A 17,197-nucleotide genomic window follows, 5' to 3' on the forward strand; every position below is an offset into this window, starting at 1 on the left:
ATTAATAAAAAAGTAATTTTTTAGATACCTAGGAGGAGTGATTAGAAATGTACAAAATTGAAACGAAGCTTGCTCAGATTGGAAATCGCAGTGAAACCGTAACAGGAACGGTGAATCCTCCTGTTTATTTTTCTACAGCTTACCGCCACGAAGGAATCGGGCAATCAACAGGGTTTGATTATTCACGGACAGGAAATCCAACACGACAGCTTCTTGAAAAGACGATTGCTGATTTGGAAGACGGGGATCAAGGTTTTGCCTGCAGTTCGGGAATGGCAGCTATCCTTACAATTCTTTCTTTATTTCAATCAGGGGATGAATGGCTAGTTAGTGAAGATTTATACGGTGGAACGTACCGATTATTGGAGCAAGGCTACAAAAAATGGGGATTGGCATGTCAATATGTGAATACATGTTGTCCTAGTGAGATTGAAAGTAAGATTTCCCCTAAAACGAAGGCCATCTTTCTTGAAACTCCTACGAATCCCCTCATGCAGCAATCGGATATTGTCGAGGTTTCGAAAATCGCCAAGAAACACGGATTATTGCTGATTGTTGACAATACTTTCTATACTCCTGTTCTGCAGCAACCGATCAAGCTTGGTGCTGATATTGTCATCCACAGTGCGACCAAATATTTGGGTGGCCATAATGATGTACTTGCAGGCCTCATTGTTGCTAAAGGAAAAGATCTATGTGAAGCGCTCGCCTTCCATCATAACGGAGCAGGTGCCGTTCTCAGTCCATTTGACTCCTGGCTGTTAATGCGTGGTATGAAAACATTATCACTTAGAATGAAACAGCATGAAAAAAATGCTAAGCAAGTAGCAGAATTCCTTTCAAAGCATGAAGGCGTCACTGATGTTTTATACCCCGGAAAAGGGGGAATGCTTTCCTTCCGTTTAAAAGAGGAAACATGGGTCAATCCATTTTTGCAAGGACTCTCATTGATTTCGTTTGCTGAAAGCCTTGGTGGGACTGAAAGCTTTATCACTTACCCTGCCACGCAAACACATGCAGATATTCCGGAAGAGGTTCGAATTGCAGCAGGAGTTTGCAATCGCTTATTGCGTTTTTCTGTAGGAATAGAGGATGCTGAAGACCTTATTAACGACTTGGAGCTAGCATTTGCCAATATTAAAGAAGGAGTGAGAGTTTAATGGAAAACGAAGCATATTGTTTTGAAACGAGGCTCCTTCATAATCGGCATAAAATTGATGCAGTTACGGGTGCTGTCAGTGTGCCGATCCAGCACGCATCCACCTTTCATCAATTTGATATTGATCAGTTTGGCAAATATGACTATAGTCGTAGTTTGAACCCGACGCGGGAAGCATTGGAAGAGGTGATTGCTGAACTTGAAGGCGGAACAAGAGGATTTGCCTTTTCATCGGGAATGGCAGCGATCTCAACAGCGTTCCTGCTGCTTTCAGCTGGCGACCATATCGTGATTACCGAGGATGTGTACGGCGGTACATTCCGAATGGTAACACAAGTATTAACCCGTTACGGAATTGAACATACCTTTGTGGATATGACTGATATACATCAAGTAAAGCAGGCAATTCAGCCGAATACGAAAGCTTTTTATGTGGAAACACCTTCAAATCCCTTATTAAAAGTGACCGATATCCAAGCGATTTCTGAATTGGCAAAAGAAGTGAACGCCTTAACCTTTGTTGATAATACATTTTTAACACCTGCTTTACAAAGACCTCTGGAGCTTGGTGCGGATGTTGTGCTTCACAGTGCCACAAAATTTTTATCAGGACATAGCGATGTTGTCGCAGGTCTTGCCGTTGTAAAAGATGAAAGTTTAGCAGCACGGCTTGGCTTCTTACAAAATTCCTTTGGTGCCGTTCTTGGTGTTCAGGACGCCTGGCTGGTTCTTAGGGGGATAAAAACCCTTCATGTCCGGTTGGAGCAATCGCAAAAGGCCGCTGTCCAAATAGCAGAATTTCTAAATTCGCATCCACTGATCAAACGGGTCTATTTCCCTGCCCTTGAAAGCCATCCGCAGCATGATTTGCAAAAACAGCAGGCTGCCGGTCCTGGGGCCGTTTTATCCTTTGAATTAGAGGATGAAGAAGCACTTCGATCCTTTGTCGAGAATGTCCAAATCCCTGTATTTGCGGTTAGCCTTGGTGCGGTGGAATCCATTTTATCCTACCCGGCCAAGATGTCGCATGCTGCGATGCCGCAGGCAGAACGGGAAAAACGCGGGATTACCAACAGCTTGATCCGCTTATCAGTCGGTCTTGAAAATCCTGATGATCTGATTAAAGATTTTTCGTGGGCATTACAGCAGGTGAAAGAATTGGTACCACTTAGAGGAGAGTCATCATGAGTTTTTTAGAAAAATTAGAAAATCAAATTTTAATCGCCGATGGAGCGATGGGGACCCTTCTTTACTCGTACGGCACTGATTGCTGTTTCGAAGAATTGAATCTTTCGGAGCCAATGCAAATCCAAAATATCCATAAAGCGTATATCGAGGCTGGTGCTGATGTTATCCAGACCAATACGTATGCAGCCAATTATTTAAAACTGCAGCGCTACGGCCTCGAGGATTCGGTCAAGGAAATTAACAGTGCCGCTGTCCGCAATGCCAAATTGGCCGCCCAATCAAATGCCTATGTAATAGGAACAATCGGCGGCAACCGCGGTATTAAACCAAGCACTGTTACTATAGAAGAAATTAAGCGGAGCTTTCGTGAACAATTGTACTGCCTCTTGCTTGAAGGCGTGGATGGCTTGTTGCTTGAAACCTTTTATGATTTGGAGGAACTGGAAACGGTTCTAACCATCGCAAGGAAGGAAACAAAGCTGCCGATTATTGCCCAAGTATCTCTGCAAGAGCCGGGAATTTTACAGAACCAAACACCAGTAAATGATGCTTTAAAAAGATTGGAAAGTCTTGGCGCTGATGTCATTGGACTTAATTGCCGACTCGGTCCGCATCATATGTTGTTAACCTTTGAGCAGATTGAACTTCCAAAGCATGCTTTTCTTTCTGCTTATCCAAATGCCAGCCTTCCAACCTATACAGACGGAAAATTTCATTATGAGGGGGATGCGGAGTATTTTCGGAAATCCGCTATAGCCTTCCGCAATGAAGGTGTCCGCTTGCTTGGCGGATGCTGCGGTACGACACCGGAACATATTCGGGCATTTGCTACAGAATTAAAGAATACTGTTCCTATTACCGAAAAAGTCGTAAAATTAAAACAACGGAAGATTATTGTCGAATCACCAACACCAGAAAGGGACTACCCTCCCCTACAGGAGTTAGTGAAGAAACAGCCTTCCGTTATTGTGGAATTAGACCCACCTAGAAAACTGGATACGACAAAATTCTTCGAGGGAGCTAAGGCTCTTAAAGAAGCGGGCATTGATGCGATTACTTTGGCGGACAATTCCCTAGCAACCGTTCGAATCTCCAATGAAGCATTAGGGTATTTAACAAAAGAAAAATTAGGGATGAGGCCGCTCATTCATATTGCCTGCCGCGACCGCAATCTCATTGGACTGCAATCCCATCTGATGGGGCTCCATACCTTAGGTTTGAATGATGTCCTAGCCATAACCGGTGACCCTGCCCGTGTCGGTGATTTTCCGGGTGCATCGTCCGTATATGATGTTTCCTCATTTGAGCTGATTCAAATGATTAAGCAGCTGAATGAAGGTCTTTCTTTTTCCGGAAAAGACCTTGGGCAAAAAACAGCTTTCAGTATCGCAGCTGCCTTTAATCCAAATGTCCGCACACTCGAAAAGGCGGTGAAGAGGCTTGAGAAAAAGATTCAGTTTGGGGCTGATTATTTTATTTCGCAGCCGGTTTATTCAGAAAAAAAATTGCTTGAAGTCTATGAAAATACGAAACATTTAGAAGCACCCATCTATATAGGTTTAATGCCGCTGTTAAGCAGTAAAAATGCGGAGTTCCTTCATAACGAAGTGCCGGGAATCAAGATTGACGATTCGATTCGTAGCCGGATGGAAAAATTGAATGATAACCCGCTTCAAGCAGTGCGCGAAGGGATTGCTATTACGAAATCACTAATTGATGCAGCACTTGATCTATTTAACGGAATTTACTTAATTACGCCATTTTTACGCTATGAAATAACGACGGAGCTTGCACTCTATGCCCGTCAGCGTGCGAATGAGGTTAGGAGGAACAGCTTTGCCGAAAACACCATTTAAAGACCAACTCAAAAAACGAATTCTTATTATGGACGGTGCGATGGGCACGATGCTCCAACGGGCCAATCTCACTGCTGCCGATTTTGGCGGTGAGGAATTTGAGGGCTGTAATGAAAACTTAGTCTTAACCGCTCCTTCCGTAATTGCCAATATTCATCGAGAATACTTGGAAGCCGGGGCAGACATTATCGAAACCAACACATTCGGGGCGACAAGTCTTGTGTTGGATGAATATGGGCTTGGATTTAAAGCCTATGAGATTAATAAAATAGCCGCGATGATTGCGATTGGCGAAATTCAAAAAATTTCTACGGATAGCTGGCCCCGCTATGTTGCAGGCTCCATGGGGCCGACCACGAAAACTTTAAGTGTCACCGGTGGTACCACCTTCGATGCGCTTTCTGCTTCCTACGAGGAACAGGCAATTGGTTTGATTGATGGCGGTGTTGATTTGCTGCTGCTTGAAACAAGCCAGGATATGCTGAATGTGAAAGCTGGTTTTACAGGGATTCAGCGTGCCTTTGAAAAAACGGGCAAAACATTGCCGCTGATGTTATCAGGAACGATTGAACCAATGGGCACGACGCTTGCCGGTCAATCGATTGAATCCTTCTATATTTCTGTTGAACATATGAACCCTGTTGCGGTTGGTTTAAATTGTGCAACCGGACCGGAATTCATGCAGGACCATGTTCGCTCTTTAGCCAATTTATCGTCCGTCGCAGTTAGCTGCTACCCGAATGCCGGGTTGCCGGATGAAGAAGGCCATTATCATGAAACACCGGAAACTCTTTCGAAAAAACTCGCTGATTTTGCGGAACATGGCTGGCTTAATATCGTTGGCGGCTGCTGCGGCACAACTCCAGAGCATATCAAGGCGATTGCAGAAGCAATGGAAAATTATCAGCCACGCGAATTCAGCCCTTCTTCTGTTCATATGGTGTCCGGGATCGAACCCTTTATCTATGATGATCCAACACTGCGTCCAATCTTGGTTGGTGAACGGACCAATGTCATTGGGTCACGAAAGTTTAAGCGATTGATCACAGAAGGGAAATTTGAGGAAGCTTCTGAAATTGCCCGTGCACAGGTAAAAGGCGGTGCCCAAGTCATTGATATTTGCCTCGCCGATCCGGATCGCGACGAGATTGTAGACATGGAAAATTTCATTAAAGAAGCCGTCAAGAAAATTAAAGTTCCACTTGTAATTGACTCTACAGATGAAAAGGTACTCGAAAAGGCTCTTAAATTTTCACAAGGAAAAGCGATTATTAATTCGATAAACCTTGAAGATGGAGAAGAACGTTTTGAAGCAGTGGTTCCGTTAATTCATCGCTATGGTGCGGCTGTTGTCGTTGGAACCATTGATGAAACCGGCATGGGTGTAACTGCAGAACGGAAGCTTGAAATTGCCCGTAGATCCCATGACCTGTTAGTTCATAAATACGGTTTGAAATCTCAGGATTTGATATTTGACCCGCTTGTTTTTCCAGTTGGCACCGGAGATGAACAATACATTGGCTCAGCGAAAGCGACCGTGGAAGGAATTCGGATGATCAAGGAGCAGCTTCCTGGAGTCCAAACGATTCTGGGTATCAGCAACGTTTCCTTCGGTCTACCTCCTGTCGGCCGTGAAATATTAAATTCCGTCTTTCTTTACCATTGTACATTGGCCGGGCTTGATTATGCGATTGTCAATACCGAAAAACTGGAACGGTTTGCTTCCATTTCAAAAGAGGAAGTGGCACTGGCAGAGGACCTTCTTTTTAACACAACAGATGAAACTTTAGCGGTGTTCACCGAATTCTATCGTGGCAAAAAGAAAGAGGCCAAGACGACCATTCCCAACATGAGTTTAGCAGAGCGGCTTGCCTATTATGTTGTGGAAGGGACAAAAGAAGGATTACTGCCGGACTTGGAGCTCGCACTTGCGGAATATCCTGCCCCACTTGATATTATTAACGGCCCATTGATGGACGGCATGAAGGAAGTCGGACGGCTATTTAATGACAATCAGTTGATTGTTGCCGAGGTCCTCCAAAGTGCTGAAGTGATGAAAGCATCTGTTTCCTATTTGGAGCCTTATATGGAAAAAGGCGATGTTTCCGCTTCAAAAGGGAAGGTCCTTTTGGCTACCGTTAAAGGTGATGTGCATGATATTGGGAAAAATCTTGTCGATATTATTCTTAGCAACAATGGGTATCAAGTGGTTGATCTTGGGATTAAGGTTTCTCCAACTGATTTGGTACAGGCGATTCGCAATGAAAAACCTGATATCGTAGGCTTATCAGGTTTGCTTGTGAAATCGGCCCAACAAATGGTATTAACCGCTCAGGATATGAAAGAAGCAGGAATCTCCACACCGATCCTGGTCGGCGGTGCGGCGCTTTCAAGGAAATTTACCGATACGAAAATTTCCAAGGAATATGATGGGCTTGTCCTTTATGCAAAGGATGCAATGACAGGGTTATCGCTTGCGAATCAGGTGCAAAATCCTGAGGAGTATGAATATCTTTTAGAAGAAAGAAGTAAAAAGCTTGCAGCGGTAGAGGTACCAAGAGAGTTTCAACGAGTGTCCTCTGTATCTGTGGCGGTAAAACCGAAGCCAACGGTATCAACAGAAGTACCAGTATTGATTCCTAAGGATACAAAAAGGCATTTGTTACGATCGTACTCTCTTTCCCATATTGAGCCGTATATTAACATGCAAATGCTTCTTGGACACCATCTTGGGGTAAAGGGAAAAATCTCCAATTTACTGGCTCAAAAAGATGAAAAAGCCTTGAAGGTAAAAGGAATTGTCGATCAATTGATTGCTGATGCAAACGCAGAAGGCTGGATTACTCCTGCGGCGGTTTATCAGTTTTTCCCTGCACAATCGGATGGAAATAAAGTGTTGATTTTTGACCCGGAAAATCCGGAACAGATCATTGAAACATTTGATTTTCCTCGTCAGGAATCGGCCCCCTATTTATGTCTTGCTGATTTCTTGAAATCCGTCGATAGCGGTGAGAAGGATTATGTCGGGTTCTTTACCGTTACGGCTGGGAAAGGTGTTCGTCAACGGGCGGATCAATTTAAAGCGGAAGGACGCTTTTTGGAAAGCCACGCCCTTCAAGCAATGGCACTTGAAACAGCTGAAGGTTTTGCCGAACTGATTCACCGGCAAATGCGCGATCGCTGGGGTTTTCCGGATCCAATTGACTTTACTATGCAAGACCGGTTTGCTGCCCATTATCAAGGACAGCGCTTCTCGTTTGGCTACCCGGCGTGCCCGAATTTAGAAGATCAAAAGAAGCTGTTTAAGTTAATTCAGCCCGAGGAGATTGGGATTGAGCTTACAGATGGTTGCATGATGGAGCCTGAGGCTTCGGTTTCAGCGATTGTATTTGCCCATCCAGAGGCTAGGTATTTTAATGTGTTAAGATGATGATTGTTTGTAATCCCGCGGAGTTGGGTGATAATTCCGCGGGATTTTTTGTTTTTTCCGCGGACTTCTGAGTTAATTCCGCAGGCTTTCGGAACTTTTCCGCGGGTATCCCCTTTAATTCCGCGAAGCAGCCATTCATAGACTTAAATTGTGTCTAAATCTTGACAATTCTATTAAAAAGTCATATAGTTACCTAGGTAACTAATTATTAAACGGAGTGACTTTTCTTGTATAGCCACGAATTATTCCATACTCTTCACCAACTCTCACGCCACCTTACCAATAAGCTTAATGAAGTATTGAAACCAATGGGATTATACGGATCGCAGTGGGCCGTAATTTTTGTTTTAAAAAAGAAAGGTTCGTTAACCCAAAAAGAGCTGTGTGATTATTTATTCGTCGAGGCACCACCGATGACCCGAACCATCCAGAGGCTTGTCAAACAGGGATATGTCAGGCAGATCCCTGGCCAAGATAAGCGGGAAAAACATATCCAATTAACTGAAGAAGCATTACAGGAGTATCCAAGCTGGGAAAAAGCTGTAACTGAATTGAACCAGGTATTATTAAAGGATTTTCCGGAATCCTCACAAGAAGAACTGCACAAATTGCAAAGCTCATGGTTAAATGGACTTTTATAAAGGAGTGAATGACACATGTCCAAGTCTAAATTATGGACCAAGGATTTTATTAGTATTTCCTTAAGTAACTTTTTTCTATTTTTAACATTTTATATTTTGCTTGTGACACTTCCTATTTATGCCTTACAGGAATTTCACAGCAGTGCTTCAGAGGCAGGATTAATGACAACTGTCTTTCTACTCTCTGCCATCGTATCACGCCCACTAACCGGTCAATGGCTGGGGCGGGGCGGGCATAAAAAAGTCCTGTTAACAGCACTGATCATTTTCGCAGGCGCTTCCCTACTATACTTTTTCCCTAAAAACATTATTGGATTTCTAATGATTCGTCTACTGCACGGTGTTGGATTTGGAATGGCAACGACAGCTGTTGGAACCATCGTGGCTGACATTATTCCTACCTCTCGCAGAGGAGAAGGAATGGGCTATTTCGTGATGTCGACCAATATGGCGATGGTAATCGGCCCGTTTGTCGGTTTGATGGCCATCCAGCAGTGGGGATCCAAAATTTTGTTTGTAATAAGTGTGATCGTGGCTTTAGGCTCTTTGATTACTGGTCTTAGCGTTAAGCTTAGCAAGTCAGAAAAAGCCAATCAAGTTATCCAATCGGCCTTTTCAATTCGACATCTCTTCGAACCATCGGCAGCTCCAATTGCCGTAGTTGGCAGTTTTCTTGCGATTGTCTATTCTGCGCTGCTTTCATTCGTATCCGTTTATGCGAATGAAATTCATTTGAAAAGTATTGCGAGTCTTTTCTTTGTTGTTTACGCCGTTGTTTTATTGCTTTCAAGACCTTTTACTGGAAAATGGCTGGATCAATATGGTCCCAATGTGATTTCTTATCCGGCGATTATTCTATTTGCGATCGGGATGTTTGTTCTAAGTAAAAGTGTTGGTGCCACTACATTCCTTATTTCAGCTGGTATGATCGGCATAGGTTGGGGAACACTTTTCCCTACCTTCCAAACGATTGCAATTCAAGATGCAGAACCTCGTAATAGAGGCTTAGCAACGGCCACCTTTTTATCCATTTATGATACGGGAATTGCTTTAGGCTCTTTTCTGGTTGGATTACTTGCAGCAAAAATGGATTATAGCTCTTTATATTATTATTGCGCTTTCTATATCCTAATCGGAACTGTTTTATATTACTTCCTTCATACGCGAAAAAAATCGCCAAAAGGTCACAAACAATCCAAAGTCCAAGAAATATAAAAAAGGACTGTCCTTCTCAACAATTTGTTATATAATGGAATGAAACATATTTTGAGGAGTGATTAGAGTGGCAAAATCAAAAGCCAAAAAGCAGCGTGAAAAATTGGCGCGTGACGGAAAAATGAATCCGGAAGCAAAACGAAGCCCGTTTGTCTTTACCAATATGAGAACAAGGACAACGAAGACGAAGAAAGATCATTTATATCAGTTTAAACATAAGAACCATCAATCCCATGAAGGAATTGATGGTTCTTTTTATTTTTATTTAGAGAAATTGAAAATAGGTTTATAAGTAAGTTCAATTTTAATGATAGGTTTTTCAGATTCGAAGCTCTCCACGATTGTCCAGTTTTTAGATATGATGTCCTTTAAGGCTAGAAGATGATCGTCCGCTATATTCACACGGTCGAGGCCTTCACCAGTATCGTGGAAATCCACGCCTTCTTTCATTCCGAATTTAATCGACAATAATGATTTAAGAGCGCCTTTTGTTAAAATAGTAATTTCATAGCCATTTTTCAATGCTTGATGGCATTTTGCCGAATTTTGATGATAATACTCCAACATCGTTTCCCAAGAAGGAATCCCTTCGCCAATACTTTCAAGGATTTCAACGTTCCGTTCATTTAAAAGAGCCACGATGGTTGTATTATTAAATCCCTTAGCTTTCATCATTTCAAGCATTAGAGCATAGTTGAGTGCTAATTTAACCTTTTCCATCATAATCCACTCCTACATTTTAATTATATCTAATTAGATGTTGCTATCCGACAATGGGAGCGCATTATACGACAATTGGGACATCTTATCCGACAGGTGGAGTATTCTATCCGACAATTGATACACCTTATCCGACAGTTGCCGCATCCTCCATTAATATAAATGGCAGGCAACGAGATGCTCGCCATCTACTACCTTCAATTGTGGATCTGACTCAGCACAAATAGGTTTGGCAAAAGGGCATCTGGATCGGAACCGACAGCCTGTCTCCATCTCAATCGGGCTGGGAAGTTCGCCTTTTATAATTTCCCGTTTATTATTTTGCGCTTTGATTGGATCGGGAATCGGGATAGCCGACAGCAATGCTTGTGTATAAGGATGAAGCGGTTTATTGTACAGCTCATCACTTTTTGAAATCTCAACCATTTTCCCAAGGTACATGACGCCTATCCGGTTGGAAATATGGCGGACCATCGATAAATCATGAGCAATAAATAAGTAGGTAAGCTTCATTTCGCTTTGTAAATCCTCAAGCATATTAATAACCTGCGCTTGAATTGAAACATCCAATGCTGAAATGGCTTCATCACAGAGGATGAAGTCAGGATTAATCGAGAGCGCGCGGGCGATCCCAATTCTCTGCCGCTGTCCACCGCTAAATTCATGAGGAAATTTCTCCATATCTTCCTTTTTCAAACCGACTTTTTCAAGTATTTCCCGGATTTTTTCTGTCCGATCTGCCTTTGAAAGGCCACTATGAATTTCTAGTGGTTCATCAATGATTTCCTCAACGTTCATGTAGGGATTCAGGGATGAATACGGATCCTGAAAAATCATCTGTATTCTTTTTCGATAAGGCTGAAGCTCTTTTGAATTCAGGTTGGCAATGTCTTTTCCATCAAAAATAATTTCTCCGGCAGTTGGGTCATACAATCGATTTAAGGTTCTTCCTAATGTCGATTTCCCGCACCCTGATTCGCCGACAAGACCAAAGGTTTCTCCTTTATAAATATGGAAGGATACATCATCAACCGCTTTGACAGCCTGCTTGCTTTTTTGAAAAAGTGAAGATTTTAGCGGAAAGTATTTTTTCAGATTATTAATCTCTACTAATTTTTCTGTCATTTATTGTCCCCCTCCCCTGCCAAAAAGCATTTACTTCTTTGTGTTGCAGAGAAGCTTAGATAATCTGGTGTTTCCTTAAAGCATTTATCGACAGCAGCATCACATCTGCTTGCGAAGGGACAGCCGTTTGTTGATTCTGTTAATGATGGGGCTGATCCTTTAATAGGTTGTAATCTAGCTTTTTCTCCGTCCACTCTTGGAATGGAATTTAATAGTGCCTTTGTATAAGGGTGTTTCGGTGTGTAAAAGATTTCGTGGGCCAAGCCCTCCTCCATTACCGTTCCCGCATACATAACTAAAATACGGCTGCAAATCGTTGCGACAACCCCCAGGTCATGGGTAATCAAGACGACGGACATATCGCTTTCTTCCTGCAGCTTTTTTAATAACTCTAAAATTTGTGCCTGAATGGTAACGTCTAAAGCGGTTGTTGGTTCATCAGCGATTAACAGCTTTGGCTGACATGCCAGGGCCATCGCGATTAACACTCTTTGTCTCATTCCGCCGCTAAATTCATGCGGATATTGATTCACCCGTTTTTCCGGGGAAGGGATACCGACCATTTTCAAAAGCTCAATGGCTTCTTCCTTCGCTTCCTTCTTTTTCATGCCTCTGACTCTTACCAGAAGCTCAATCAAATGGTCGCCTGCTTTTTTGAGCGGATTAAGAGCGGTCATCGGGTCTTGAAAAATCATCGCGATGTCGCGCCCTCGTATCATTCGATTTTCCTTTTTAGACAGGCTGGCAATGTTTCGATCATCCAAAACAATTTCTGTTGCATCGACCTTGGCATTTTTAGGGACGATTCCAAGAATCGACTTCACCATCACACTTTTTCCGCTGCCGGACTCTCCAACAATCCCCAATATTTCCCCTTTATGAACGGAAAAATCAACACCGCGGACCGCTTCTAATTTACGGTCACCATCGAAAAAGGCAGTATGAAGATTTTTTACTTCCAGTAATTTTTGTTCCATGGCTTCTACCTCCCGCTTGTCTTCGGCTCTACGACAGCTCGAAGAATGTCGCCTAATTTATTAAAGGAATAAACCGTTAAGACAATGAAAACCCCGGGTAAAATCGCCATGTACGGGGCATTGCCAAGATTGCCTTGTGCGTTTTGAAGCATGCTTCCCCATGAAGATAGCGGCTGTTGAATCCCGAGTCCGAGAAAGCTGAGGGCCGATTCCATTAAAATCGCATTCGCGATGCTTACCGTTGAGGCGACGATAAAGGTAGGAAATACCGCAGGAATAATATGTTTCCAGATAATTTTTTTCAAAGATTGCCCTGACGATTTGGCATAAAGCACATATTCCCGTTCCTTTAATGAAAGCGTCTCTGCTCGAACCAGTCTTGCCGTACTCATCCACGTAAACAGGCCGATCACGAGAATAATAGCTTTTAATCCAGGAGTAAGATAAATGCTGACAACCGTTACAAGAATCATCCAGGGAATCGACGAGATGACGTCAACTGTCCTCATTAGAACGTTGTCAATTCGTCCGCCAAAGTAACCGCTGATGGTTCCAACAAGAACGCCAATACTTGTGGAAATCAGCATGGCCAAAATCCCGACTGTAAGAGAAATTCGCCCGCCGTATAAGGCTCTTGTCAGATAATCACGACCAAGCTCGTCCGTCCCGAATAAGTGCTTGGATGATGGCCCTTGGAGAACATTTCGTACATCCACCTGATCCGGGGAATAGGGTGATAAAAAGGCAAAAATGGATACAAGAATAATGATTGCCAGAATAATTAGAGCAGCGGCTGCTGTTTTATTTTTTCGAAGTTCTTTTCTAAATTTTTCAATTCTCCTATTTCTCTTCCCAGCCACTATTTAGTCCCCCATTCCTTTAATTCGCGGGTCAACGATTGCATATAGCAGATCGGATACCAAGTTCCCAATGATGACAAGGCTTGCTGAAAGCAGCATAATCGCCATGACAACCGGATAGTCAAACCCTTGAATTGCTTTGACAAAATAGGTGCCGATTCCCGGCCAGCCAAAAACGGTTTCAGTCACAACCGCCCCTGTTACGAGCATAGGAAGACTCATGCCCACAATCGTTATAATTGGCAGGAGCACATTTCTTAAGACATGTTTGAATAAAATCCATGAAGACCCGGCACCATAGGCATGCTGCACCATAACATAATCTTCGGAAAGCTGACCAATGGTCGATGACCTCACATAACGGACAAGCTCGGGCATAAAGGATAACGTCAATACCGTACCTGGCAGGACAATATGACTCAGAAGATCCGAAATGGAACCTTCTTGGCCGATCGTATGCATCCCAAGGATAGGGAACATATTAAGCAGGTAGCCAAAAATAAAAACAAGAATCATCGCCATCCAAAAGCTAGGGATCGCAATTCCGAAGGAACTTAAACCATCGATGATTTTATCAGCCAGTTTGCCTTTCTTTGCCCCTGAAAAAAGACCGAAAATAATCGATAAGATTAAGGCAAGAATATAAGAAGGAAGCACTAGCAGAATCGTATTAGGAATTCTTGCAGAAAGATCCTTTGCAATGCTTTCATGCGTGACAATCGAATTGCCCCACTCACCGTTCACGATTCCTTTTACCCAATAGAAATATTGCACATAGGCCGGCTTATCCAAGCCATATCTGGCTTTAATCAACTCAACCGTTTTCTTTGACATATTCGGAGTCGTCATCGTGTCGACCGCATCATAAGGTGCCATTTGGATAAGGGCAAAGCAAATAATCGAAATAATGATGAGCAAAGGAATAGCCTGTAAAATTCGTTTCAAAAAATACTTTAACAAAAGGAATCCCACTCCTTACAGCGAATGTAAGTCTCATTAGTAAATAAAGATAAACAGCGAACTGTTTATCTTTATCTATCATACTACTATTTTTTTAATAAGAAAGCTTGGACATATCCTCAAACGTATAAACTGGTACTAGCCCAGCATCTTCAATTCCTTTAATTCTGGAATCGATGGCAAGAATCCGTTTGTTTTCGGTAATTGGATAGAATGCCGCATCATCGATGATGGCTTTTTGAACTTCTTCATAGATGGCTTTACGCTTAGCGTCATCTTTTTCAACACGGCCTTGGTTGAATAAAGCATCCACCGTTTTATTGCTGTAATGCATGAAGTTTGCTTCACCATTTGTGACAAATAAAGAGTTAAATGTGTCAGGGTCAATTCCCATGATGTATCCGTTTAGATACATGTCAAAATCAGTTTGGACTTGTGTAAGTTTTTTACTTAATGCGGTAGAGTCCATGCCGACAAGCTGAACATTCACGCCGGCTGCTTTAAGGTTTTGCTGAATAACAGCTGCTTGCTTTTGTTGAATCGGGTTATTCGCCGTGTAGGCTAATTTTAATGTTAAGTTGGAAGCGCCCGCTTTTGCGAGTAAATCTTTTGCTTTATTCGTATCAAAGTCAAAATGTTCTACATTATCCGTAAAATAGGTTGCTTTCTTTGGTAAGAAAGAGTACGCAGGTACTGCATAATCGCTGGAAAGGTAACTGGCTGTAAGGATATCATTGCGATTCATCGCATAAGCAATTGCCTGTCTTACCTCTTTTGATTGAACAGCTTTTGAACTTAAGTTAAAGGCTAAATAGCCAATTCTTCCTTCATCATAAGGCTTAAGGGTAATGTTTGAGTTTCCTTTGAATTTGCTAGTGTCAGAAGGTTGAATGGCAAGGGCATTAATCTCGCCTTTTTGAAGGGCTAAAATAGCTGTATTTGGATCCATAATAATTCGGTAAACGACTTTCGGAATTTTTGGTGCTCCTAAGAAATAATCTTTATTTGCTTCAAAAGATACACTTTCTCCAGCTTTGTATGAAGCAAATTTATATGGACCAGTTCCAACAGGTGTTGCGTTTTTAGGGCTGTTGGCAATATTGGTTTCACCTTGGTAAATATGCTTTGGCATAATGAAGATATTGCCAAGTGCTTCCATTGCGCCCATACTTACGGTTGGTAGTACAAATTTAACTGTATAGTCATCTACTTTTTCGACTTTCACCGGCTTACCATTAAAAATTAACTGGCTGCGAGCCCAGCCGCCGTTCGATTCCTTTAACATTTCGTTATAAGTGAAAACGACATCATCAGCTGTAAATGGCTGACCGTCATGCCATTTTACGCCTTTTCTTAATTTAGCTGTATACGTTAAGAAATCTTTTGATGGCGTCATGCTTTCCGCTAAGAAATATTTCACATTATCTTTTCCGTTATACATATACAATGGAGAATATAATGCTTTGATTTCCATTAATCCGTAACGGTCACCAGTAGTAATTACGTTAACGGCATTTCCCGGATCTCCGTCAATTCCATAAACAAATGTATCCGGTTTATTAGTACCTTGATTGTCTTTTGAGCTGGAAGAATCCTTCGTATTCGAAGAACAGCCGGCAAGTGCAAGGAAGGCACAAAGTAAAAGGGCAACAAGAATATTTACTTTTTTACGACCCACTTGATCTTTCCCCCTAAATTGTTTTTTAAGTAAACTATAAAAATAATAGATTTTCAATCGTATGTATTTAATTCCTATTATTCTTATATGATTTACAAAACCTAATTTTACAGTAAAAAACTTGTTACGTAAATGAAAAAGAACAGGAAAATAATGTGATAGTTCCCTTCTTATACTATATCAGCTGCAAGCAGTTTTATTTACATTTTTTTCTTATAAGGGTACACTTAATTAGAATAATTATAATTTCATTGGAGGGATAAATATGTTTGATGTTGCGATTATCGGCGCCGGCCCGGCTGGAGCCAGCGCTGCCTTATTTACCGCAAAAGCCGGTAAAAAGACGGTTTTAATTGATAACGACAAAAGCATTACCAAAAAGGCATGGATTGAAAATCACTACGGTGTTTCTGAAATCACCGGCCCGGATCTTGTTGAAACTGGGAAAAAGCAAGCAGCTAAATTTGGCGCTGAATTAGTCCAAGCTTCTGTTACAGACGTAAGCAAAACGGAAAGTGGTTTTACAGTTGAAACAGACGAAAATACTTATGAAGCAGCACAAGTGATTGTCGCCACAGGCCTTTTCGTTGATCTTGCTGAAAAAATCGGCTTAACAACTAAGCCTGGTACGGAACCAAGAATTAAAACCGTTTTAGATGTTACTCCTGAGGGAAAAACAAATATTGAAGGAATTTGGGCCGCCGGAACGGCAGCCGGTGTAAGTGTACATACCATCGTTACGGCTGGGGACGGAGCAAAAGTTGCCATCAATGTTCTAAGCGAAATGAATGGAGCACGATACGTAGACCACGATCTTTTAAAATCATAATTACTAGAAGGCCAGCATATTGCTGGTCTTTTTTTATTCGCTGTCCGACTTGCTTGCCTTTCTGATTTCTGATTCATGAACGGCAATCGTTTTTTCGATAAATCCTGTAATAAGCGTTAACTCTTCTTCATTATATTGGGCGCAAAGCTCCATCATCGCCTTATTTAATGGAGCATAGTGTTCTTTAATGCAGTGCTGCTTTTCTTTTACAGGAATGATGATAACGCGGCGGCGGTCGTTCGGATCCTTTTCTCTCCGTACATATCCTGCATGCTCCAGCCTGTCAATTAAGGCCGTAACGGAACCTGTGCTAAGGCCTGTAATTTTACTTAATTCCCCAGCTGTTAGCGGTCCTGTTTCATTTAAAATATCAGCCGTTTTAAAATCTGTATGAACTACGCCGAGGGAATGGGCGGCAGTTTGTTGAAAAAGTACTGATCTTGTGGTCAACTTTCTTAAATTTTTTATGAGGTTTTTCACCAGTTCAGGATGATTGCAGATATCCATTGACAGGGCGCACCCTTCCTTTTAAAATAAATTTATCTTGATTATCGAGATA

15 protein-coding genes are annotated in these 17,197 nt (G+C 42.1%); 8 read left to right on the forward strand and 7 right to left on the reverse strand.

Going from position 1 to position 17,197, the window contains the following annotated elements; all coding sequences use genetic code 11:
- Window positions 1-47 precede the first annotated feature (47 nt).
- The 7 genes from ACZ5XR_RS22620 (at window position 48) to ACZ5XR_RS22650 (ending at window position 9,781) form a co-directional block, all read left to right on the forward strand.
- Window positions 48-1,160 (forward strand): methionine biosynthesis PLP-dependent protein, encoded by a 1,113-nt coding sequence (locus tag ACZ5XR_RS22620; protein WP_464498729.1) that lies wholly within the window; start codon window positions 48-50, stop codon window positions 1,158-1,160.
- Window positions 1,160-2,347 carry a cystathionine beta-lyase gene (gene metC / locus ACZ5XR_RS22625; RefSeq protein WP_464498730.1) on the forward strand — a complete coding sequence of 396 codons (1,188 nt, stop codon included), beginning with the start codon at window positions 1,160-1,162 and terminating at the stop codon, window positions 2,345-2,347. Before ACZ5XR_RS22620 ends, metC begins: the two co-directional genes overlap by 1 nt.
- Window positions 2,344-4,203: a bifunctional homocysteine S-methyltransferase/methylenetetrahydrofolate reductase gene (locus ACZ5XR_RS22630; protein WP_464498731.1), complete on the forward strand. Its 1,860-nt coding sequence runs from the start codon at window positions 2,344-2,346 to the stop codon at window positions 4,201-4,203. The genes metC and ACZ5XR_RS22630 overlap by 4 nt, the downstream gene beginning before the upstream one ends.
- Window positions 4,163-7,633 (forward strand): methionine synthase, encoded by a 3,471-nt coding sequence (metH, locus tag ACZ5XR_RS22635; RefSeq protein ID WP_464502411.1) that lies wholly within the window; start codon window positions 4,163-4,165, stop codon window positions 7,631-7,633. Before ACZ5XR_RS22630 ends, metH begins: the two co-directional genes overlap by 41 nt.
- Before the next feature lie 227 nt (window positions 7,634-7,860).
- Window positions 7,861-8,274, forward strand: coding sequence for a MarR family winged helix-turn-helix transcriptional regulator (locus ACZ5XR_RS22640; RefSeq protein WP_464498732.1), 414 nt, complete (start codon window positions 7,861-7,863; stop codon window positions 8,272-8,274).
- Window positions 8,275-8,289: 15 nt separating this feature from the next.
- Window positions 8,290-9,489, forward strand: coding sequence for an MFS transporter (locus ACZ5XR_RS22645; RefSeq protein WP_464498733.1), 1,200 nt, complete (start codon window positions 8,290-8,292; stop codon window positions 9,487-9,489).
- A 67-nt stretch (window positions 9,490-9,556) separates the two neighbouring features.
- On the forward strand, window positions 9,557-9,781 hold the full coding sequence (locus tag ACZ5XR_RS22650; RefSeq protein ID WP_464498734.1) for a hypothetical protein: 225 nt from the start codon (window positions 9,557-9,559) through the stop codon (window positions 9,779-9,781).
- Here ACZ5XR_RS22650 and ACZ5XR_RS22655 read toward each other — a convergent pair.
- The 6 genes from ACZ5XR_RS22655 to ACZ5XR_RS22680 form a co-directional block, all read right to left on the reverse strand.
- Window positions 9,751-10,212 (reverse strand): hypothetical protein, encoded by a 462-nt coding sequence (locus ACZ5XR_RS22655; protein WP_464498735.1) that lies wholly within the window; start codon window positions 10,210-10,212, stop codon window positions 9,751-9,753. The two genes, ACZ5XR_RS22650 and ACZ5XR_RS22655, sit on opposite strands and share 31 nt — an antisense overlap.
- A gap of 150 nt (window positions 10,213-10,362) precedes the next feature.
- Complete coding sequence (locus tag ACZ5XR_RS22660; protein WP_464498736.1) at window positions 10,363-11,334, reverse strand: ABC transporter ATP-binding protein; 972 nt, start codon at window positions 11,332-11,334, stop codon at window positions 10,363-10,365.
- Window positions 11,331-12,311 carry an ABC transporter ATP-binding protein gene (locus ACZ5XR_RS22665; RefSeq protein WP_464498737.1) on the reverse strand — a complete coding sequence of 327 codons (981 nt, stop codon included), beginning with the start codon at window positions 12,309-12,311 and terminating at the stop codon, window positions 11,331-11,333. Before ACZ5XR_RS22665 ends, ACZ5XR_RS22660 begins: the two co-directional genes overlap by 4 nt.
- 5 nt (window positions 12,312-12,316) lie before the next feature.
- Window positions 12,317-13,171, reverse strand: coding sequence for an ABC transporter permease (locus ACZ5XR_RS22670; protein ID WP_464498738.1), 855 nt, complete (start codon window positions 13,169-13,171; stop codon window positions 12,317-12,319).
- A 3-nt stretch (window positions 13,172-13,174) separates the two neighbouring features.
- On the reverse strand, window positions 13,175-14,131 hold the full coding sequence (locus ACZ5XR_RS22675; protein ID WP_464498739.1) for an ABC transporter permease: 957 nt from the start codon (window positions 14,129-14,131) through the stop codon (window positions 13,175-13,177).
- 94 nt (window positions 14,132-14,225) lie between these two features.
- Window positions 14,226-15,809: an ABC transporter substrate-binding protein gene (locus tag ACZ5XR_RS22680; RefSeq protein WP_464498740.1), complete on the reverse strand. Its 1,584-nt coding sequence runs from the start codon at window positions 15,807-15,809 to the stop codon at window positions 14,226-14,228.
- Window positions 15,810-16,074: 265 nt separating this feature from the next.
- Between ACZ5XR_RS22680 and ACZ5XR_RS22685 the strand changes: the two genes are divergently transcribed.
- Window positions 16,075-16,638 carry an FAD-dependent oxidoreductase gene (locus ACZ5XR_RS22685; RefSeq protein WP_464498741.1) on the forward strand — a complete coding sequence of 188 codons (564 nt, stop codon included), beginning with the start codon at window positions 16,075-16,077 and terminating at the stop codon, window positions 16,636-16,638.
- 33 nt (window positions 16,639-16,671) lie between these two features.
- Here ACZ5XR_RS22685 and ACZ5XR_RS22690 read toward each other — a convergent pair whose 3' ends face one another.
- The gene (locus ACZ5XR_RS22690) at window positions 16,672-17,145 is read right to left on the reverse strand and encodes a MarR family transcriptional regulator (protein ID WP_464498742.1); all 474 of its coding nucleotides are present in this window, start codon (window positions 17,143-17,145) and stop codon (window positions 16,672-16,674) included.
- Window positions 17,146-17,197: the final 52 nt, after the last annotated feature.

The sequence above is a fragment of the Neobacillus sp. Fa239 genome (assembly GCF_055395235.1).